Consider the following 21,249-nt stretch of genomic DNA (forward strand, 5'->3'; position numbering starts at 1 on the left):
GTTATTCCTCCATTGTGTAGTCAGTCGCGAAGTTTCATGACGCGCCCCACAGGGTCTATTAAGATAACTTTCATGCAGACTCTATTACCCGCCTCGTTGTTCTAGGCTTCAGCCAGCTAAGCTTTCCGTGACTGCTTTCGATTTGTTAAAGAGCTGGGTGTAGCTGCCCACTCGCTGGACGGGGAGCAGTAAACCCAATTCAAAACCGATGGTCAAGAGTCCCCGCCGGCCAACTCTATATATCGATATATTGTAAATTTTACTATTTGTCGCTATTTACAAATTCGCTGAAAGGCCCGTAATTCAAGGTATTCAGATATGTTCGTAATTTATTCAGTTCGCGGGACTTTATTCGCTTTAAATGTATATTGACTTCCGATTAGGACTTCCAATTAGCGGCATTGATCTGACAGGCGCGCTAAACGCCAGAAACCATCGAAACTGCGAATGTAAAAAGTTTTGAGTCGAGCTGTTAGAAGGTGCGAACCCAAACTACCGGGATTAAAGGATATATTGACGGTTTTCCTTCGGCCGTCGAGGAGAAACTAGATGCATTATTATGAATATTGGCTATGGCCTTGGAGGCCTGCCTGGTTTTTTGATCACAGGATCACAGGATCACAGGATCACGAGGATTGGGGGTTGGATCGGGCTTTGCGCTTAGAATGTCGGGGTGCTGGGTTATCCAGAGTTGATTGCTACGAATCGTTTAGTCAGAAATTTGCTCCGGGAACGGAGCCCATGGTGCGAAATCACCTCCGCATTCGCACATCGTCTTCATTGGCAAAGTGGCCGCAGACACTGGTCATTTCACAAGCCTCGCTCGTGGCGCTCGTAGAAAGGCCTGTCCGATGCAGTCATGACTTGCTAGCCCCTAGTCATTGCCATAATCGGGCTCGTATTCGATCTCCCGTTCAACCTCTTCAACGTACTCTTCAGTAAATTCGCCAGCCTGCATTTCCTCAGCTCCATCTAGGCGCAGCTCGCAGGCTGGACAGTAGAACTCGACAGGTGATAGATATCTCGCCACGGTCTCGTAACCGCTACCGTAGTCAGAATCGACAACCTCCTCATGCACACGGTCACCGCCGCAGAACCCCTTACAACCGCATGCGGGGCATGGGGTATCCCAGTATCCGTCGAGCGAATACCTGAACGCTTTGTGATGGCTGTGCCACCGACTGGCCTGTGACTGGATGATCAGAGCTTCGATGTCTTTTTTCGTTCGCTTCTTGCCCTCCGGTTTTTCAAAGGCAGCCCGGGCGTTCGCAATCCTTTGCTTCGCCGCCTCTACTTTGATGATCTCAAAATCCCGAGCCAGCGTGGCGGGGATTTGTGAATTGCTCACCACCCAGTCCTCGAGCTCAAGATCCATAGAGGCCAGAATCAGCTGTGCGGTGTTCCAGAACTCGCCCTCCCAGTCCTTGTCTGCCATTCCAGCAAATGCGGCCTGGCCAGAGTGGAGTTCAGCGTTACGCCGTAAAGATATACGCAAACAGGCCTCCGCGTTCGGCGTACTGAATTTCGGTACAGTGTGCTTCAGACGCGCAAAGACTACGCCGGCGCTGATGGTTTTGACCTTGGTATCCGTCTCGATGCCGCATGCTTCTAACAAACTATTGGGGTTATCAGGTTCGACGATCAAGCATGGATGGATGCTGGCCAACTGTGCCTTGCCGAGAAGCTCAAGTGCTAATGCAGCCCAGATTTGATAAATCTCTGACTCTTTAGCCGCCTTGGCCACAAGGGCCCTGGAGGCGTACAGCCGCGATTTGCCAAGCAGGGCCTCTTCAGAAATAGCTTCCGTTATTTCTTTTAATGGAGCTCCACCGATTGGTTTCTGCTTCATTCGACCTCCATGACAGTAGCTCGCAAAAGTGTCCTTTCTAGCGTTTCTGGCGCAGCAGTACGTCGGTGTAAGAACCGCCAATTGTCCACGACCAAAACCGTGCCGGCTTCCCACCTGATCCTGTGCGTCCTTTCGGACTGGTGGAGCTGCATGAATTCGTTGATTTCTTCGGCTACATCATCCATAGGCGTCATGCATCCCGGGTCGTACCGATAGTACTGACCGAGTCGTCCTCGTGGCGATGCGTAAAAACTTTTGCTGCCGTTGGCAACCCTGAAGACAGAGGTTCTGGCGGCGCGAGAATTTAAAGGCGCGCAAGAGTGCCCGTCGCACAAGAGAGTTTCGGCAGCCTCTTGGTGGGCATTCATGCAAGCCATGACGAGATAACGCGGCGGAGTGAGCCAGTGCGCCCCATCAGTGTGCCAAGGGAACTGCTCCAAGCCGTATCGTGCACTCAAAGATCGCGGCTTGGCGGCTAGTGCGTTTGTCGGCAACAAAACGTCTATCAGCCTGCCTCGCTCACGTGTCGCACGCGGCTCTCCCAGGCTGTTGGCTATCGTCAGCACAGCCTGCTCAAGCTGTTCGATAGCTAGGCACTCTTCTCGAAAGGTTGCCCATCCCATCTCCTTTAATTCGCTGCGTATCAGGTCTGCGTCCATGCTTTTTTCCTGTAATCGATCGTCGGCTTTCAATAACTGACATCTTTATATCTGGGGCCGCAGCCGACGCCGTGTTGTCGGTCAGCTCTTCGTTTGGTTCTAAAAAGCCCCAAAACCCCAAAATCTACAACGTAACAGTGGCACGTACTCTGGCACCAATAATGGATAACCAACTGGGCCCGGCAGACCACGAGCCTGCTCGAGGCTCGAACTTCAAGCGCATGCCCATTATGCCAACTGCCTAGGTTGCGAGTCCCGCACTATGTGACGGGCCTACACGCCTTTGAGGGAATATAGGCTTCATAGACCAACGCCAATACCTCCGATACCGACGTCCCGGCAAGTACGATTGTGGCTCAATAGGGGAAAGGCTGTTCTTTGTAGCCTTCGCCGAAAATCATTTTCAGCTCACGATTTTTCAGATCCCATGCCTCCTTTAATGAAAGAGGTGGAACATCGACGATTTTCATCAACCCATGCTGAACGGACACGTATAAAGGGTTCACTGCTCGCGGATTCACGACTAAGGTGCCTGGACGCAACAGACCTTCAATGAGTCGTTCCTCGGTCTCTGCCTTCTCGCGCAGAAGCATCAGTACACCGTAGTCCTCCCTCAGTGTCACTTGCAACACCGCAGAAATTACAGATGCGCGCTGAGCGAGTTTGGCGGCGTCTTGCTGATCGGGGGTTTTGAATAGGCTGACTGGTACTGGCTCACGAGCACCACCTTGCCTTTTAGGTTCCGGCCGGTTTTCCACGACTTCCCTGAACGTGCTTCGCAGAACGTGGTTGGTACCGTCGATGTCCGGTTCCCAAACAGAGTGCCCGAAACCATACACAGCGTGCTCAGCAAGCGACTGGCCACCCACCCCAGAATCTGCGTTCTGACTCACACCGTAAAAGAATGTGTCAGGACAAAGGAGCGCGTCGTTCACCACGATAACAAGCACATCATGGGAGCTGACAACTCCATCACTCAAATACGCTTCATATTTGCCAAGTTTTTCCGCGATCGCGGCAGTCATTCTCAGCAGCGTCCGCTGCCTCAGTTCAGTTGCGGCGTGTGGGCAAGGTTCCAGCGGTTTATGAGATGAAAATAACTCATTGATTTTTAAGTCGTCACCCGTCGACGGGGTGATCAGTTCAAGACAGATTTTCTTTCCATCTTGGTGGACGAGGAAATCCGGCCCCCAGCCATTACGCGAAGGCTTGGGGTCATATCCTGCATGCTTCAGACGCTCAAACAGCAATATCTCGCCTAAGCGTTGAGCAGACTTGTTGACGTTGGAAGAACACAACTCTCGGAGGAAGTGAGAGTCCGCACACCCACTGGCATGGAAGCTCGCGTAAGCAGCCAACAGGTTTTCATAAGCTGTATCCACGAACTCTGCTGGAAAACCAACGCCGTAACGCCGCTCCAGAGTCGCCCTCCAGCGCTGGAAAACCTTATCAATACTCTTCACTGCGCTCTCTCCTTCTCTGAACACTACGCCCTGCTACCCAAAGCGGGGCATCGTACCGCTTCAATGCACGTAGTCACCATAAACTGTATAGCTCCCTTTCCCAAGTTGCTAGGGAGGCTCTGTGACGCAACAGGACATCGCGACCTATGTCCAGGACTACATCTCGCGTCTTCCGGCTGGCCTGAGCGTATTGGCAGAACAATCTCAAACAATCGGGTGCCTCCGGTTATGTGAACTAAGCTTTTAGGTTCTTCTACAGTTCAGGAAACTCCCGTGATCCTAACGAAAGCCGCAGTAGGGCCCTACCGCTCGATTAACACATCGCAAAGCGTCGCCATCGACCCTGATGTAACCGTCCTCGTTGGCATGAACGAGGCAGGAAAAACAGTTTTCTTGAAGGCGCTACATAAATCCAATGATGCAATGGATGAGGAGGCGTTCAACCCCACGGATGACTACCCACGTAGGCACCTCACCGCCTATCTGCGTAAACACGAGGATGAACCTGAAACAGTTGTAGAGCTGACGTTCAAGCCGAACAAATCTGAGCTTGAGACCATTAATAGAGTTCTCCACACCTCACTCGGTGATGACTTCATCTTCACCATTAGCCATAACTATGCCAACTCGCGCTCTATAGGCTTGAGCGTCGATGAGGCTCCGGTAATGGTGGCCATGGCCAAAACCGCTGGGCTCTCATCCGATGCGATCAAAGCGATTTCCAGTTCAGCGTCTATCCGAGCTGCCCACACCAGCCTCAGTCAGATCGACCTGACGGAGGTCGATACTCAATTCGCTGAAGGACTAAAGAAGCGAATCGATGCTGCCCCTTGGAAAAGCCATCCGGTCAGTGCTTACGATGTATGGAGACGGCTGTCACCACTTGTACCCAAATTTTTGTACTTCAGCGATTACGACCTGCTACCAGGAAAAATCAACCTGGCTGATTTAAAAAACCGTCTTGCCACAGTAAAAAACGATCCAACGAAAAAAGCACTGATCGAACCCAAGCATCTGTCGATCCTGGCGTTACTCAGGATTGCAGGAGTCGAGCTGGACGACTTTGACGGGAAGACGACCTATGAGGAGATGAGGGCAAAGGTCGAGGGCGTATCCATCAACCTCACCGACAAAGTGCTTGAATTTTGGAAGCAAAACGAGGACTTGGAAGTTGAGGTGGATATCAGGCCCGATAGCACTGACGTCACCCCCTTCGACAACGGCCCGAACCTATACCTCAGGATCAAAAATCGGCGCCACCGTGGCGTGACCACGCCATTCGACCAGCGTAGCAGGGGTTTCATCTGGTTCTTCAGTTTCCTGGTCTGGTTTGACAGTGTGCAGGCTCAACTGACCTCATCGGGCGTCAAGGCCTCGGGTGATTTGATTCTGCTTCTGGATGAGCCCGGTTTAGCGCTACATGCGTTAGCTCAAGAGGACTTCCTGAATTACATCGACAATCTCTCAGCAAGCCACCAGGTGATTTATACGACCCATTCACCCTTCATGGTGAGATCGTCCCGGCTTAACCAGGTTCGAATCGTCGAAGATAAGCAGGACGTAGGAACCATAGTATCCGAGAACCTATCAGGCTCTGACCCTCGCACAATTTTCCCCCTCCAAGCAGCGCTGGGCTGGAACGTCGCACAGAATCTGTTCATCAGCAAAAGCAACCTGTTGGTCGAGGGCGTTTCTGAGCTCGCCTACCTGCAGGCCATGTCCGCGATGCTCGATGCAACAGGTGGATTAGGGCTGGATCAGCACACCACGATTGTGCCAGTTGGTGGCCTCAACAACGTCGCGACTTTCACCTCGCTGCTAGGAGCGAACGGGTTGTCTGTAGCATTGCTATTGGATTACAGCGGACGGCAAGATCAAAAGCTTGAAAGCCTTATCCATCAGAAGCTGGTGCAAAAGAAAGCCGTTTTCAATGCTTCGCAATTTCGTGATCTGAAGGCTTTGGGTCAGGACACGATCCCCAGCGACATCGAAGATCTCTTCACGATCAAGACCTACCTTGCCTGCTTCAACAAGGCCTTCGCCAAGCAGCTGGCGGGTGTGGTCATCGAAGAGAAAGAACTGCCTGCAGGCGACCGGATTGTGCAGCGCATAGAACAGCTACTAAAAGATCGAAACATCGAGCTCAGACCTAGCGGCGGCTTCAATCACTACACCGTTGCGGCGATGTTCACTAGCACTCCCGCCACAAAAGTGGATGCGGCGACGAAGTCTCGCTTCGCCGCATTGTTTAAGGCAATCAATAACTATCTAAGCTAGAGGAGCTTAACGGCTGGTGGACGGTATTTGTCGGCCAGCCTCGTTCTGCTCACGAGGTTAGTCGCTTAACTCCTGCATCGGTATCGGCCATTGCCGGGTTGCTCGAAACGTCCGAACTAATTCGTGGACAATCACGAAATAGCTTGAAAATAATGAGTGGAAAATCACTATTTATTTTGTTTCTTCAGCGGAAAAACCTTGAGCCAGTCCACTAATTTCTTTAAAAGCCCGGTTTGGCCTAGGGAATACGTGGGTTTGGGGGGGGTCCACTTAATTCGCGATTGGCGCATCAGGAGGAATTCGCACAATAAGCTGATTCTTCTACACGAATTTGAAACTACCTCGCCATTAACTCTCCTACTTTGAAACTTCCTCGCTAAATTTGACCCCCACTGATCAATCGGAAACGTAAACGAGTTAATCGGAAAGCACTCTGATGCGTTCGCGAAACTAGTAGAAAAGCACCCTGGCATTCCCTGAACCCCTCGCCAGACGTGATCTCTAGCATTCCTGCTGGATTTGCATCGGACGTCAAATTTGCGAAAACCTGTAGACTCCCAAAATGGAGCTATCCTACTGCTATGCATAGAGATTATTGGGCTTCAGTCCCAAATTTTGCCCATCGCCGCCATAGTCCTTTTTTGCAAAAACTACGAGAACGGTCGAACATAAATCTATCTTTCAAAAATAGCCTGAAAGCCCCGGATCACTAGGCCTCCAGCCATTTTTCACAAATTGCCTGCTTTTCATTTAGTAGGAGAAAAATCAAAGGGTTCAGTGGCTGGTCAGTAGTCGTTTTTTCGAACATCTGATTGAAGAAGGCGCAACTGCTGCCAATCCGTTCCGAATGATCAAGAAAAAAGAGCTAATTGGTACCTCATCATGGGAGATTTTCGACAGGACTAAGAAGGAAACTGGTGGTACCACGTCATCGGAAAAGGCAACAAAGTCGGGAAGAATGCCGTTAGAGACGAGTACGTCACTAAATATCTCAAGTGCTATCGACGGTTCGTTGGCCTGCCCGAGTTGCCACAGTGGGAGGAAAAGACACCTCTGCTCACAACGCTCCGCGGAAGGTCAGGTCTTTCAGGACGACAGGTGCGCGCCCTCCTCCTGGCTGTTTTTGATAACGCGTTGTCTCGGATGCGAGATGAAGACCGAGAGGAGCACTGATCTGATCAGTCTTAAACCTGCATTTGCCATCGGCTGAAGCACACGGCGGCCACGTTTTATGCGCCGCTGCGCAGTGCCAAGGATCTGCAGCGGGACTTACGACACAGTAGCCTCAGCACGACTCAGAATGTTTATTACCACTCCCTCGATCAGGAACGCGGCCGATCGGTGAAGAAAATTGGCATGCGTGACATGGGCTGAACTGCGCAGATGGAGATGCCCTGATCTCCCACCCTGGGATCATTTGCCGTGCAGGAATTTCATCACCTAATCGGACGCAGCCCCACGCTATCCGCACAGCCGAGTGCTCCTGCTCGCTAGCTCTCTGTTCGGTCGACCCCTTAGCATTATTACCACACAGGCCGGCGCCCACCTTTCAACGGCGCCGATGCCCTGCAACGGATAGTTGCGTCAGGTACCACCCTGTTCCGCCCTTGAAATGTCAACGACTTCTACTACGAGTGATGTTCAGTCCCGCTTTTGAAGGTACCACCTCCTGAAGCTCTTAGCCCCTGCCCCTTTTCCCGTGCCTGTGAAAGTATTTCCTTAAATGGCCTAGAAGTGCACAGAATGCTCTGATAGCTTTTTGCTACGATCTACCATCAAGGAGGGAATACAGTGGACGTTCAGGCAGAAATTCGTGCATGGCTGCTCAAGCAAAATGACTGGCTACAAGAGGCCGCTGACAGGCTTCTGAAAAATGGAGAGCTGAGTCCAGCGGACATCACAGCACTGGTGGCCATCCTCAAGACGCCAGCCGGCCAAAAACCTACCAAGCACCGTGTTTTCGTGGAGTTAACTAGCAAGCCCAAGGCGCAAGATGAATTACGGCTGGTTCGGATCTCGGAGGTTGTCGGGATCGAAAATCTGGAACCCCGTGTCCCGCTTGAGTTTGGCAACGCGAACCTCACCGTCATCTACGGCCACAACGGTTCCGGGAAATCGAGCTATACCCGCATTCTCAAGAAGGTGTCGGGCAAGCCTAGAGCGATAGACCTCAAGACCAATGTTTTCAAAGCAACTCCTGCTCACAGTAAATGCGGTATCACCTCCCTACTCAACGGCATCGAGAGCCTTCATGAGTGGAGCGCAGGTGGTGCCCCCGTGGATAAACTGCGAGGCATCGACATCTTCGACAGTGACGAAGCAAGCCATTACCTGACTGCTGAGAGTGCTGCTACCTACATCCCTCCTATAATCGGGCTTTTTGAAAAGCTTGCCTCTGCGGTCGAAATGGTTCGGCAAATTCTGGATTCCGAGCAAGACAAGCTGGTGAGCACATTACCCGCACTCCCGCCGAGTTATGGTACCACCCCGTCTAAAAAGCTCTATGGCGAGCTTGGCAAACTGTCCGCGGCCGAAGTTGCAGCCGCCTTGCGCTGGGCGGCCGAAGATGAACGCCGGCTGCTGGAGCTCGTGGAGCGACTCAAGACCGAAGACCCTTCTGCCCTGGCCCTACAGAAACGACGTACCAAAACCGAGCTTCAGAAAATCATCACTGCTCTCCAGCAAGCTTCGACGGCTTTTGGAGCCGACAATGTGCTGGCTTTGCGTCAACTCAAGCAGGAAGCGGTCTCGAAACGCCAGATCGCTGTGGAAGGTGCCAAGGTAAAGTCAGCTGAGCTTGACGGCGTCGGTACCGGAACATGGCGCGCTATGTGGGAAGCTGCCAGGATCTATTCTGCAACGCCTTATCCGGACATTGCCTTTCCCGCGACAACCGATGCGCGTTGCGTGCTCTGCCATCAAGAGCTGTCTGAAGACGCCCAGCAGCGCTTGAAGGACTTCGAGTCCTTCGTGCACAGCAAGCTTGAGTCAGATGCCAAGGCCGCTGAAGCTCTGTATAAAAAAGGCCTTGATAACTTGCCAGGTATCACTGCTGAGCAGGATCTGCAGACTCAATGTCAGGCTGCTGGCGTGACCGACGAGGCGTGGTGGAATTACCTCAAAGGTTTCTGGCGACAAGCGCTTTCTGCCACAAATGCCCTGATTGCTCATGAAACCAATCAAGCTGCGACCCCCATCCCGCCAGTTGATGATGCTGTTGAGAAGCTTTCCGAGTATCGAGATCAACTGGAAGCAACTGCTGCCCAGTACGACCAGGATGCCTTGGTTTTTGATAGGGCCCTGGCCTCGAACCAAAAGCTCGCCTTGGAAGCGAAGAAGTGGATTGCCGAGCAGGCAGCCGCCATCGGTGTCGAGGTCGACCGCCTGCGCACGTTGAAAGATTATGACTCCTGGAAGGCGTTGGCTGGTTCTCGGGCGATATCGATGAAATCAGCAGAAGTGACCCAGGCCGTCGTCACCGAAGCGTACGTTGAGCGCTTCAATCGCGAACTTCTCGCGCTCGGTGCAACCCGGATACAAGTCGAGTTGGTCAAAACCAGAACCCGCAACGCCAAAGTTCTGCATCAGCTCAAACTTAAAGGCGCCCAAAACGGTCGCGCCATGCCCGACAGTGTACTGAGTGACGGGGAGCGTCGCATCATTTCCCTTGCGGCTTTCCTCGCCGACGTCTGTGACAAACCAGGCGCGGCCCCTTTCGTGTTCGATGACCCTATTTCTTCCCTCGACCACGATTTCGAGTGGTTTGTAGCATGTCGTCTCGTTCAGCTTGCCAAAACCAGGCAAGTGATTGTGCTGACACACCGATTGTCCCTTTACGGAATTCTGGAAGACCTAGCCCGCAAAGAGGGCGATAAATGGAAGTCAGATCACCACCAGCCTATGTGCATTGAGGCGTACGCTGGGGTTGCTGGGCACCCGGCCGACCAAGATGTTTGGAATGCCAACACCAAAAAAGCCAACAACCTGCTAATCACCAAGCTGGATACCGCTCGCAAGGCCGGTGAGGCTGGTGGTGCTGCGGCTTACCGCATGCTCGCTCAGGGTATCTGCAGTGAATTTCGTAAGCTCATAGAGCGATCGGTGGAAGAGGACTTGCTCAATAAGGTCGTGCTCCGCCACCGGCGTAGCATTACTACCGATAATCGTCTGCACGCTATCCAGGGCATCCTGCCGGAGGACTGCAAGCTGATCGATACAATGATGACTAAATACAGCTGCTATGAGCACAGCCAGTCCAGCGAAATTCCTATTTTCATTCCGGATGAACTAGAGCTGCGACAGGACTTGGAGGCCCTCAAAGCCTGGCGTGACAGCTTGACCAAGCGCCGCGCTGAGGCAGCATAGTTGTAAAGCCTGTGAAGGCCCTGCGTGGGAATGTGCCGATGGCAGATTCCTCTCGCGGGCTGTTCATGAAGGCCATGCCGACACTGCCACAATAATTATCGCTGAGTCATAATTCCAAATAATTCAAGCCGTAGGCTTTGAACTGTCCGAAATTTCGAGGTACTCATCAAGGACGATCCAGCATTCCCGAAATGCTTACCACATCCGACACTGCCCTATGGTTCGCAATGCTCGGTCTAGGCGAATGCGGCCGTCTCCGTAGATCGGTGATCCCGTGTGCGGGTGAAGGCCCCCGGCCCTACCAAGCGCCCCACCATCGACTTAATCTGCCGTTAAGCGAGGGACTGCGATCAGTTGCGAATGGCAACAATGAATTTAAAAATTACACACTCGACACTAAAGGCTTGCCTACAGATGATGAATTTCAAAAAAACGCTGTCCGACACACTGGCCGCAGCGACGATGGTTCTTGCCTCGTTCGCACTTAACGCAGTTCAAACGGTCCATGGCGAAGAGGCACCTGCAATGGCTAGGATCTACACCCCGGAGCCATATGAACTCAGCATGGGCACTTTTATAGGTGTTGCGCTTGAGAGCCTCGACTCGAACTTCGTCTCGGGGATGGTCTACCAGGATGTATACGACCATTTCAACAACGTGGCCATCCATAAAGGGAGCCGCCTGTTCGGGCATGAGGTAAACGTAGTCAACGGTCGCCATGACGTCCTTTGGACTGAGATCAAACTTGTCAGCACTGGTGGGACTTACACCCTCCAACCTCCGTTGCCAGCTACATCTCCTCTAGGGGATCGAGGACTAAAGGAGTTTCGACCAGCGTCCCTCGCCGGCGCGATATTGAGCAATGACCTTCGCCTTCCTCATTGATGCGGCAGTCCACAGCGTCCTTAGGACGCTGCTGTTGAAGCTGGAATACCATCCACAACTGACAAACCATAGGCCTCATTTTGTTCAGCATATTCAGATGGCTCCAACGAGAGAGGCGTCATTCCACGCAGCCAAACTTCATGATGAGTGATGACTACCAGGATCTGCCCGGCAGCCAAGGGCCCTCAGTCGACGATGTTCGCTTCGAAGCGATTGAGTTTGAAAAAACCGTTAAAGGCTACATTGAGCTCCATACCGGAGAATGGCCTAAGGATGTCGGGCTCGGTAACCTGATCCGAAATGAGTTACATAAATACCCAATGCACCCTGAACTTCCTGACTTTTGGCCGAAATTTTTGCTAGAGGCCAAAGCGCTCAAAGCTTTTCGCAACAAAATTGTGCACTCCGACCCTTCCGGACTGCCTGCATTATCCGAGCTTTACGAGAGCTTCCATCGTGCAAACACGCTGCTACGTCCATTCGGGTTTGTGGGCAGTACTTCGCGAGACAAATTCTCTGCAATGGAATGGAAAGGGGATCATCTTCACTTCAAGATAAATGACGCCTGCTACGCGCTTACCGGCCCGGATATCAACGACCTGCTCAGCGAGCTCGCCCCATCAAGTCGTGGGAAAGTGTATTTTAAAAAAGGAAAGCTTAAGCTCCGAAATGCTGGATTACGGTTATGAGCGATGCACGTACTACATCGAAGAATGCGAGCCTTTCGAGCTGGCTGAGGAAGAGTCGATGGCACTTCAAGATTTACTGATCTGTTTTCTCAATGACCCAGCACTGAAGTATCCGTAGAGTACTGTACCGATGGGCACCTGTCGTGGCTCAAATGCTGTACTGTCCAGGCAGGGAGTTAAAGCTGACGGAGTCTTTCAAGGATGGCTGAAGATACTGGCATCGAACTACCCATCACCGCATTACGACTTGCGTCAGGTGACGGTGTCCCTGTCCGTTGCGGGACAATGCTGCTGTTTGCAACGTCTGTAAAAAAACCTTGGTCGTTGAGCCCAAGGGACGGTTTGCAAGCATCATCAACAAGTATTTCAAGGCTTGCGGCCAGCAGGCGCTTCTGGAACCGTGAAAAATATCAGAATTGGATTTCGAGGATGGATTTGGATGGAGCACGGCGCAGACTCACAACTTGAGCCTTTCTAAACCTCCCGCCCGTCTGCCCTCAAAACAAATAGTTTTCGAGCTACGTTCACTACCGACGCTAGTGACAGGAACAGCGCCGGCTACCTTGAAGCGCTTGGGCAATCTTCAGACATAATGTGGGATCAGAAGAACTAAAGTGCTGAGTATCATATAGCTCAATAGTAGAATACGGTAATTCACTGCTCAGCCTTTAGTCCCCAAGACAATAAACGCTCAATCTTGCCTGTCGCTTCCCGCATTAGGTTGATGAGTGTCGATAAGTCGCGCTCATCCTTGCGGTATTGAGGAATCGTCGCTGAGATAGAACCTCGAATTTTACCATCAACAAAGAAAGGTACTGCTAAACCAAAAGCTCCTAGCACACGTTCCCCCTCACCAGTTGCCCATCCTCGATTCTTAATGGTTAAAAGATCCTCCTCAAGTGCATTGCGGCACGTAATGGTGGCGTCGGTAATCCTTAAAAGTTCAAGGTTTTCAACGAAATGGGGATCGCAGTGAGCCAATACAGCCTTACCGGCAGCACCTGCGTAGAGAGGGACGTCCACATTTACTTCAAGCTTGTATTGAATAGGCCTCCACCCCTGTATTACGTCAAGAAATTCTGCTTTTCCAGTCACCTCATCAAATGATAGAAGCGCAATAGTCTCACCAGTTTCTTGAACCAATGAAGACAAAATCTTCTTGGTGATGTCAGCGAGATTTCGTTGGGCGGAGCTCATCTTTGCCGCCCACTGGAAGAGCCTCGGGCCTGGGAATAAAGTATTCTCAAAAAAACCGACCAGTTCAGCCTCAACGCCGGACTGGATAAGTCGTTTAGCCGTCGCCGCATTACAAAGAAGGTGATCGTTCAAGTCAGGTGAAGCCATTAAGCCGTTTGGAAAGACACAGGCAAGCATGAGAAGTCTCTCAAGACGGTTAACAGTAGACTTTTCACCTTTCGTAGAAATGCAGGGATCAGTCTGCAGATTTTGGAAAATCCTCGACTCAATGTCAGCCAGTACAGCTTCGATGACTCGCAGCACATCTGCATCGAACTGTTGTCGCAGCTTGGAGTAGGCATTACCAGCAGAGTGGAGCGAGACTGATACGATAAGTCCATTCGCTGCACTCCCTACGTGGATGGACAAAGCGCTGGGGAACTCAGGCTCCGATAATTGTCCTAGGGCATCATTCGTTCGGGAAATGTAATGTACATCACCCTTCTCATTTCGTGGGCTTAAAGGTGGAATATTGGTGTCGAGGAATTTAGAAAAATGCCTGCCAATGTCCCCAAATGTAATCGGATACACGACTCCTAGTTGAGGTCGGAAGGTAAGCGTTGCATTAGCTTCGCTACACGCAGCGATAAAATAGCCGCGACTTTGGGGGCAGTAAACTGAGACAAGTACTGTGCACTTTGAAGCATCAGCGAGCTCGCCGAGCAATTCACTATTCCTACCAAGAAGCACGCTTGAATCGCTGAGCACTTTCGTCAAGACGTCGATTCTGGGCCCTACGCTGTACTTACCAACTCCAAGCTCACTCGCCAGGCCTATTTCAACCAAAGAGACCAGAATCCGGTTAACGGTACTGCGACTCTCTGAAAGCTCTGCCGCTAGCTCTCGAACCCCCCACGGCTCCCCCCCCGCTCTCCTGACAAGGGCGTCTACTACCTCCATCAGCCTGGTATGGCTCGATGCAGGCTGTGCGGGCGTAGAGGCGGTAATAGAGCGTTCTGACTGAGCCATCTTTAGACAAATCGAGGTTCGGGGCTCCCATTCTGGGGGCAAAAGCGGCCCAACCGCAAATCGCACCTAGCTGTTGACAAGCGCGTCGGGGTTCTAGAATCTAGACAAAACAAAAGCAGGACGCTGTCCCATTTTTTGAATGCGGCCGATGTCCGATAACCCGAGGTGCCCATGAACAACAATAACGTTATGGCCGAGCCTGTCGTTCAGACTGTTGAAGAAACGGAGCAGACGAGGAAAGCCAAGAAGGCCACGAGGGCCACGAGGGCCGCCGTATTCGGAACCTTTGTCGAGTATTACGACTTCAGCGTCTACGGGTATGTAGCTGCAACGCTCGCTATGGTTTTCTTTCCTTCAGATGATGCGACGACAGGCCTGCTAAACACTTTCCTGGTGTTTGGCTCTGCGTTTCTGGTGAGGCCACTTGGCGCTATTGCCTTCGGCTGGCTCGGCGACAAGGTAGGCAGACGTTTCAGTCTAATCGCCAGCATCACCTTGATGGGGGGTGCTGCCACGCTGATCGGCCTGTTGCCCGGCTATGCCCAAATCGGCGTCTGGGCGCCGATACTTCTGGTCGTATTACGCATGCTGCAGGGCTTCTCCGCCGGTGGCGAAATTGGTGGGGCTGCAAGCTACATTCGCGAGTGGGCTCCGCCTAAACGCCGCGCGTTGTACATCTCCTTCCTGCCCTCGATTGCTCAGTTCGGTAAAGGCTTGGCAGCTGCGATTGCGGGTTTGGCGGCAGCTACCCTCACCGATCCGGATATGCTGTCCTGGGGCTGGCGTATTCCGTTCCTGCTGGCTTTGCCACTTGGGATTATTGGTCTTTACATGCGTCTGAGTATTGAAGACAGCCCGGAATTCGCGTCCAAGAAACACGATGCTGAGGTCAAGAAAAGCCAGCCTTTCGCCGAGTTGATTCGTGACTACCGCAAGCCTTTAGTCAAAGTCATCATGATTGCGATGGTTCAGAACATAGGCACCTACATCGGAACCGTATTCATCGCGGCCTACTTCAGTTCGATTCTGGGGTTCTCGAAAGGTGAAGCATCCACCATCGTTCTAATGGCCGTAATTCTTGCTGCATTCCTGATTCCTCTCGCCGGCCAACTCGGATCTTATCGCGGCGGAAAGTCCATCCTGCGTTACTCGTACTTAGCCTATGCCGTAGTGTCGATACCGTCTTTCATCCTGATGCAGCAAGGCTCGGTAAACCTAGCAATGGCAGGTCTAGCTCTAGGCATGATCACGTACGCGCTCTGCCAAGCGGGCACTTACTCGGTGATGCCGGAGTTCTTTCCTATGCATATCCGCCATACCGGCGTTGCCTTCGGCCACAGCGTTGGCGCGGTTATCGGCGGAGGCTCAGGCCCGTTCCTGGCGACATGGTTAATCGGAGCAACCGGAAACCAGTCCACACCTGCATTCATTCTATGTGCATCAGGTCTCTTAGGACTGATCGTTATCTCCACCGTTCGTAAAAACGCGCCTGCGGCGGGCGATGACGAAAACACCCACCAATTCTCATAAGGTGACGATCATGCCTTTGATTTATGTGACAAGCCCAATCCATCCAGATGTACTGAAAGCTCTTTCTCCTTTAGGTGAGGTTAGGCTCGGCTATGGCCCGGATGCGGTGTCTTATGCCGACGTTCAGCAGCAGGTAGATGCCGTATTTCTGCGCGGTGGCCATATCTCTGCAGAGATGCTCGCTGAGTCGCCAAAACTGCGAATTGTTGCCCGACACGGCGCCGGTTACGACAACGTTGACTACAGAGCGGCTGCCGAACTGGGTGTGTGGGTAACCAACACGCCAGGCGCTAACAGAAGAAGTGTTGTGGAGCATGTGTTCGCTCTGTTGCTCGGTATCAGCCGCAAGATTCAAATGGCTACCGATCAAACACGCAGCAGTATTTGGGCAGCCGATCGACTATCCCTCACTGGAATCGAACTCGAGGGTCGAACCCTTGGTTTGATCGGTTTCGGCGACATTGGTCGGCATGTTGCACCTGTTGCTGAAGCTTTCGGTATGAAGGTTCTAGCGAGTGATCCTGCTTATGACTCAAGCTTTGATAAACGTTTGGTAGACCTCGATACCCTGTTGGCAAAAGCGGACGTGGTGAGCCTCCACGTGCCTCTGCAGCCAGACACTGAGAACCTTATTGGTTGGGCTGAAATCGAGAAAATGAAAACAGGTGCGATCTTGATCAACACCAGCCGTGGTGGAGTAATCGATGAAGCGGCGGTTGCCGATGCGCTTCGCAGCGGCAAGCTGGGTGGTGCAGGTGTGGATGTGCTGGCTGCGGAAAACACCGACATGATCAATCCGTTCAGCTGCAACACGTTCCCTATTTCAGGCCTGCCAAACCTTCTTGTCACCCCTCACGTTGCAGGTCAAACCAATGAATCATTACTGCGAGTTGGTATGAGCGCTGTTGAGGCAATTTCTGCAGTCTTGTGCGGTGAGACGCCGGTGCATCCAGTCAACAAGCCCGTAACCAAGACGTTCAACTAACAGCGCTTTAAACGGATTCACACCGAGGTCACCATGTTTATCAATGTATCTGATGAAAGCATCACCGTGAGCGAAGATTGGGAACGCGCGTCCCTTGAAGAAATTGAAGAGATAGCGCATTACCCGGTCGCACTAATCGGCGATGTATTGCAGCGTTTGGGAATGATGGCGTCCGCTATCCACCATGTTGCAGGTAAAGCTTCATTCTACGGAACGGTACTGCCGGTCCTGACTTGGGAAGGTGACAATCTGGCAATACACAGAGCTTTAGATGACGCGAAACCCGGTGACGTGCTCGTAATCAACGGCAACGGTGAAATAAACCGTGCCGTATTTGGTGATCTTTTGGGCGAGGTATGCCTGGCACGCCAAGTCGCAGCAGTGGTGATCGATGGGGCCGTCCGCGACATCGAAGAGTTGAGTGTCATGGGTTTACCTACTTACGCCCGCGCTGTAAATCCAGCCGGCCCGTCCAAATACGGCCCAGGCCAAGTCGGTGCGCCTGTCGCTTGCGGCAATGTGGTTTGCAATCCGGGGGACGCGATTTTGGGGGACAGAGACGGAATCATTGTCATCAGCCGCCACCTGGTTCCATCACTCGCTGAAAAGCTGAAAATCCAGGATGGAATCGAAAACAATTTCAGAGAAAAGGTCCGCGCGAGCATTCGCTGAGCGCTCGCATCTATTGATGGGAGCGTTAATCAGCCTCCCTTGTAATGCCAAAACATTCAACTGACCATCACGAGCGTATGTGCTTTAAGGCGGGTCAAAGCAGCCGCATGCCGGTTGGAGGTTTGTCATGATCGCACGGTTCCTACCTTCCAAAAGTCAAAGCGTGAACAACGACGATTTTCTGAAGCAGCTCGCCAATGCATCCTTCCGAGTAGAAGTCGCCTCTAGCTGTGGCCAGCGGACGGTACTTGCAACTCACAACTCGATTTATCAGCGCGTACCTCGAGCAGTCGTGTTCCCCATAGATGCTGACGTCGAGGCTCCCGCGAAACTTGCGGCTGATCCGGAGCATAGAGCTGGCGTCCTGACACCTCGATGCGCCGGAACGGGAACCAATGGACAGTCGTTGACCTATGGGATCGTCGTCGACCTGTCACGTCACATGAATAGCATTCTTGAAATCAATGCTGAAGAGCGCTGGGTGCGCGTTCAGAGTGGTTCTTTCAAGGATCAGTTGAATGCCGCGCCGGAACCATAAGGACTGTTTTTCGCGCCGGAACTCTCCATCTCCAATCGAGCAACGATTGGCGGCACCAACACCGATGCCAGCGGCCAAGCAAGTTGTACATACGGCAATACCCGTAACCACGTGCTGGAGCTTTCTACGGTTTTGCTTGGCAGTGAGCTACTCCGCAGCTCCTTGGAGGATAAAACCGCCCTAGCGAAAAAGGCTGCGCGTCAGGATCGGATTGGTAAGGTCTATCGATGCGTTATAAGCATTGCGGAAGATTAGGCCGATCCGATTGAGCGCACCTTGCCTAAACTGAACCGTTGCCTCACCGGCTACGACCTGGTCCATCTGCGCGAGCAGGTGACCGGTTCGACCTAACCAGTTTGCTGTGCGGCTCCGAAGGATCTCTAGGTTTTGTACGAAAAAAATACTGCCGTATACAGCGTAGGCTGCAGGCCAGCGTGACCATCACCGAAAACTTGTCGCCAGCTTGTCGTAGCGAGTTCCTAATCTGCAGTTCCCCTTTAGCTAGCCAAACATCCGCTCAATGATGTCGCGCTGTCGAGACTTTGGACGAACAAAAAATCGGGGCAAGCCAGGTCTGGGTTTTCGTGGCATGGGCGCAGCGGGATTACAGGCTGCATTCGGTAACGGTCGCGGTGATGACGCAGGTGTCAGCCAGTAACCAGCGACTACGTTTGCTTGGTCGCCCAGGCTTACCGGAAATTCGCGTCTGATCCAGCAGTGGCTGGACGATGGCAATATCGTTGGCTTGTCCCGCCGAAAGGATGAAGCGCAAGGGAGCGCCATTGTCGACACAAACCATATAGACCTTGGTTGCCAGCCCCCACTGCGCGCCAAAGAATGGTCTAGCGGCTCTTCAGGCCCACCTCTTTCCCATCGCTTGAAGAAGCTCGGGTTACACGTATCGCCGTGGAGCCGATCATCCAGGTGTCCAGATCAATCAGTCCTTCCTGGTTAAGTCGAATGTGCAAATGTTCCAGTATCCGGTGGAAGGTACCGTCAGCGCGTCAGTCACGAAAACGCTGATACACCGTCAATTAAAGCCCGAAGCGTTCCTGCAGATCACGCCACGCAGCGCCCAAGCACAGAATCCAAAGGATTGCGTGCAGTACCAGACGATCATCGCTGCGGGGTCGAACCATGTTCCGCTCGGGAGAAACCAGATCCTTGAACAACTCTCATGATGCGTCGGAGATCTCGTAACGCTTTGCCATGCGAGCCCCCATTCAATCATGGCGGCTACTCTAACCGTACCGACTTTTCGTACAACACCTAATAAACTTCCACTACTTCAGGCTTGATTGCCGGCTTGCAATAGGGCGGAGACTGTGTGACCTAGCCTCAAGAACCGATTGAAGATTACGGTAGTCAAAGATTTCTGGATGAAAAAAGCGTTCGATCAAGCGAACTGCCAAAAGTCGTGCATTTTTTTGTACTGCTGACTCCCGACCGATTGCTGCTCTAACTTTGGCACGAACTGCGAGATCTCAAAGATTGAATATAGATGGGGACGCAGAAAAGTGCAGTATGGTTTCGACTTCGACTTCGACTTCGACTTCGACTTCGACTTCGACTTCGACTTCGACATTGCCGTATGGCATTGACATGTAAAATAAGACTATTGTGGCAAGCGTGATAGGCTTCAAAAACCTCGGCTAGCTTTCATTGCGGTGCTCCACACCTTGTCGGACCGGTAGTCGAGGAGATGGAACCGGACACCTTTTTAAAAAAAACTATGCTATGAGACATACTGTTTTGTAGCACGCTGCAAAACACCAGCTATGCTATAGTCCATTGCACATCAGAAATACCTAAACTTTCAGCTTGTTCTTTAGTGAGGGCGGGGGTTTTATCAATACGATACTTGGGGATTGAACTGAAACCAGCATCTATTGCAGCCCAGTGCCATGACTTAAGATCGTCCATAGTTTTAGCACATATGTAAAAAGTTTTGAATCGGCCATGTATCAGGTAGTCAATTTTAAAATGTGCAAATTCGGCCATGGGTAAAGTCCATAATCTGTAATGCTTTATAAGCTTTAATGAAATGAATTACGGGGAACTATATTGAGCGCGAAAGTCAGCGTAATTATCGTCGCTTTTAAACATGTCGTCTTCCAAGCTAATCATCGAGATAATCGGTCAACTGATTTTTGATAACGCTTAAGTATTTCAATATTAGATTTGTTGATACAGACATGGTTATTGAGCGCATCGATTACTGAATTATGGCATTCTGAGGTCCACATCATCTTCGAAGATCCAATGGAAGCAACCTTTTGTAAGAACTCTCCTATCTTAACGTTATGTGCTTCTAGTTTTTCCAGAATATTTTTTGATAATTCGATGGAGTCGTCAACGTTAAAAGTAATTAACTCTTGGACATCGGGCAGGGATTTTTCTTCAAAATCTGGGACAGGTATTGGGATGAATAAGAGTCCTGTAGTCATCTGAAATGTGAATTGTAAAGTCCGGCTTTCTAGTAACAACGCGGTAGCCGCTTCGTATTCTGCGCCTGATTCATCTGGGACCGATTTCAACAATTTCCTCTACTCCGACTCAATGCAAAAATATTGCGTCAAATTTCATACTGATTTTGATGATCTTAAAATCCTTAACAGTGAGGAATCTGTAACGCAATCATTAATCAATCTTATGCAAACACTGTCTACTGTCATCTGATATTTCTTCAAGAGAGGTTTAAAAGCATCAAGCTCGTGATTGGAAAACCTGCTCAGATCTTCGCTGGATGCTCTTAATTCATCAAAGGATCGACCTAGATGACCCGACAAGGTCTGAATAGCCTCATTCGCTACGGTATTTAAATCCAAAAGTGATACATTCAAACTTGAGAGCGCCGATTGAAGAACAAAATAGTGCTCCTCATCACTTGCAATTTCTTTAGATATCGCCGAAATACTAGCGACAGCCTGGTTAAGCTCAATAAGCTTGATTCGATTTGAAGCATGCCCTGCAATCATTTGATTAGCGCATGCTATGGCACGCTCTACTTTATAAATGTAATCCTCGACGGCCATATTCAAATCATTCATACAATGCCAGTTTCAAGATTTAATTTCTGGAAGCGTATCCTACACAATTCAAAATCGCTAGCTTTTGAATAAAATATACGCT

Annotated in this window: 14 protein-coding genes and 3 pseudogenes; 8 read left to right on the top strand and 9 right to left on the bottom strand. The window is 51.4% G+C overall.

Annotated elements, in window-relative coordinates:
• Positions 1-874: 874 nt before the first annotated feature.
• From AC0IXS_RS00580 to AC0IXS_RS00590, 3 genes are all read right to left on the bottom strand, one after another.
• Positions 875-1,849, bottom strand: a complete 975-nt coding sequence (locus tag AC0IXS_RS00580) for a hypothetical protein (protein WP_471823416.1) — start codon at positions 1,847-1,849, stop codon at positions 875-877.
• Positions 1,846-2,508: a TauD/TfdA family dioxygenase gene (locus AC0IXS_RS00585; RefSeq protein ID WP_054990923.1), complete on the bottom strand. Its 663-nt coding sequence runs from the start codon at positions 2,506-2,508 to the stop codon at positions 1,846-1,848. Before AC0IXS_RS00585 ends, AC0IXS_RS00580 begins: the two co-directional genes overlap by 4 nt.
• A gap of 356 nt (positions 2,509-2,864) precedes the next feature.
• Complete coding sequence (locus tag AC0IXS_RS00590; RefSeq protein WP_471823418.1) at positions 2,865-3,971, bottom strand: hypothetical protein; 1,107 nt, start codon at positions 3,969-3,971, stop codon at positions 2,865-2,867.
• A 273-nt stretch (positions 3,972-4,244) separates the two neighbouring features.
• On the opposite strand from AC0IXS_RS00590, the gene AC0IXS_RS00595 reads away from it, so the two are divergent.
• From AC0IXS_RS00595 to AC0IXS_RS00610, 4 genes are all read left to right on the top strand, one after another.
• Positions 4,245-6,248 carry an AAA family ATPase gene (locus AC0IXS_RS00595; RefSeq protein WP_471823419.1) on the top strand — a complete coding sequence of 668 codons (2,004 nt, stop codon included), beginning with the start codon at positions 4,245-4,247 and terminating at the stop codon, positions 6,246-6,248.
• A gap of 1,791 nt (positions 6,249-8,039) precedes the next feature.
• Complete coding sequence (locus AC0IXS_RS00600; protein ID WP_191954882.1) at positions 8,040-10,613, top strand: AAA family ATPase; 2,574 nt, start codon at positions 8,040-8,042, stop codon at positions 10,611-10,613.
• 414 nt (positions 10,614-11,027) lie between these two features.
• Positions 11,028-11,498, top strand: a complete 471-nt coding sequence (locus AC0IXS_RS00605; protein WP_191954881.1) for a TraB/TrbI/VirB10 family type IV secretion system protein — start codon at positions 11,028-11,030, stop codon at positions 11,496-11,498.
• A 140-nt stretch (positions 11,499-11,638) separates the two neighbouring features.
• Complete coding sequence (locus tag AC0IXS_RS00610) at positions 11,639-12,187, top strand: hypothetical protein (RefSeq protein WP_191954880.1); 549 nt, start codon at positions 11,639-11,641, stop codon at positions 12,185-12,187.
• Positions 12,188-12,841: 654 nt separating this feature from the next.
• Here AC0IXS_RS00610 and AC0IXS_RS00615 read toward each other — a convergent pair.
• Positions 12,842-14,131 (bottom strand): IclR family transcriptional regulator, encoded by a 1,290-nt coding sequence (locus tag AC0IXS_RS00615; RefSeq protein ID WP_341540485.1) that lies wholly within the window; start codon positions 14,129-14,131, stop codon positions 12,842-12,844.
• 69 nt (positions 14,132-14,200) lie between these two features.
• Positions 14,201-14,392, bottom strand: a pseudogene (locus tag AC0IXS_RS00620) (helix-turn-helix domain-containing protein); the annotation flags it as partial.
• A 171-nt stretch (positions 14,393-14,563) separates the two neighbouring features.
• Between AC0IXS_RS00620 and AC0IXS_RS00625 the strand changes: the two are divergent.
• The 4 genes and pseudogenes from AC0IXS_RS00625 to AC0IXS_RS00640 form a co-directional block, all read left to right on the top strand.
• Positions 14,564-15,922, top strand: coding sequence for an MFS transporter (locus tag AC0IXS_RS00625; RefSeq protein ID WP_471823422.1), 1,359 nt, complete (start codon positions 14,564-14,566; stop codon positions 15,920-15,922).
• Between the two features lie 10 nt (positions 15,923-15,932).
• Positions 15,933-16,907: a hydroxyacid dehydrogenase gene (locus tag AC0IXS_RS00630; protein WP_471823424.1), complete on the top strand. Its 975-nt coding sequence runs from the start codon at positions 15,933-15,935 to the stop codon at positions 16,905-16,907.
• Positions 16,908-16,940: 33 nt separating this feature from the next.
• Positions 16,941-17,579: an RraA family protein gene (locus tag AC0IXS_RS00635; RefSeq protein ID WP_137202101.1), complete on the top strand. Its 639-nt coding sequence runs from the start codon at positions 16,941-16,943 to the stop codon at positions 17,577-17,579.
• A gap of 127 nt (positions 17,580-17,706) precedes the next feature.
• Positions 17,707-18,509 (top strand): annotated as a pseudogene (locus tag AC0IXS_RS00640) (FAD-binding oxidoreductase); the annotation flags it as partial.
• Positions 18,510-18,514: 5 nt separating this feature from the next.
• Here the strand turns inward: AC0IXS_RS00640 and AC0IXS_RS00645 are convergent.
• From AC0IXS_RS00645 to AC0IXS_RS00660, 4 genes and pseudogenes are all read right to left on the bottom strand, one after another.
• Positions 18,515-19,289: pseudogene (locus AC0IXS_RS00645) on the bottom strand (IS5 family transposase); the annotation flags it as partial.
• Between the two features lie 604 nt (positions 19,290-19,893).
• Positions 19,894-20,118, bottom strand: coding sequence for a DUF6555 family protein (locus AC0IXS_RS00650; RefSeq protein ID WP_137202100.1), 225 nt, complete (start codon positions 20,116-20,118; stop codon positions 19,894-19,896).
• Positions 20,119-20,240: 122 nt separating this feature from the next.
• Positions 20,241-20,657, bottom strand: coding sequence for a hypothetical protein (locus AC0IXS_RS00655; protein ID WP_137216326.1), 417 nt, complete (start codon positions 20,655-20,657; stop codon positions 20,241-20,243).
• 42 nt (positions 20,658-20,699) lie between these two features.
• Positions 20,700-21,152, bottom strand: coding sequence for a hypothetical protein (locus AC0IXS_RS00660; RefSeq protein ID WP_330747938.1), 453 nt, complete (start codon positions 21,150-21,152; stop codon positions 20,700-20,702).
• Between the last annotated feature and the right edge of the window lie 97 nt (positions 21,153-21,249).

The sequence above is a fragment of the Pseudomonas sp. AC016 genome (assembly GCF_979253365.1).

Coding starts and splice junctions, on each gene's coding strand:
- AC0IXS_RS00580 (WP_471823416.1), bottom strand. CDS start 1,849: ATGAAGCAGAAACCAATCGGTGGAGCTCCATTAAAAGAAATAACGGAA.
- AC0IXS_RS00585 (WP_054990923.1), bottom strand. CDS start 2,508: ATGGACGCAGACCTGATACGCAGCGAATTAAAGGAGATGGGATGGGCA.
- AC0IXS_RS00605 (WP_191954881.1), top strand. CDS start 11,028: ATGATGAATTTCAAAAAAACGCTGTCCGACACACTGGCCGCAGCGACG.
- AC0IXS_RS00610 (WP_191954880.1), top strand. CDS start 11,639: ATGATGAGTGATGACTACCAGGATCTGCCCGGCAGCCAAGGGCCCTCA.
- AC0IXS_RS00625 (WP_471823422.1), top strand. CDS start 14,564: ATGAACAACAATAACGTTATGGCCGAGCCTGTCGTTCAGACTGTTGAA.
- AC0IXS_RS00630 (WP_471823424.1), top strand. CDS start 15,933: ATGCCTTTGATTTATGTGACAAGCCCAATCCATCCAGATGTACTGAAA.
- AC0IXS_RS00635 (WP_137202101.1), top strand. CDS start 16,941: ATGTTTATCAATGTATCTGATGAAAGCATCACCGTGAGCGAAGATTGG.
- AC0IXS_RS00650 (WP_137202100.1), bottom strand. CDS start 20,118: ATGGCCGAATTTGCACATTTTAAAATTGACTACCTGATACATGGCCGA.
- AC0IXS_RS00660 (WP_330747938.1), bottom strand. CDS start 21,152: ATGGCCGTCGAGGATTACATTTATAAAGTAGAGCGTGCCATAGCATGC.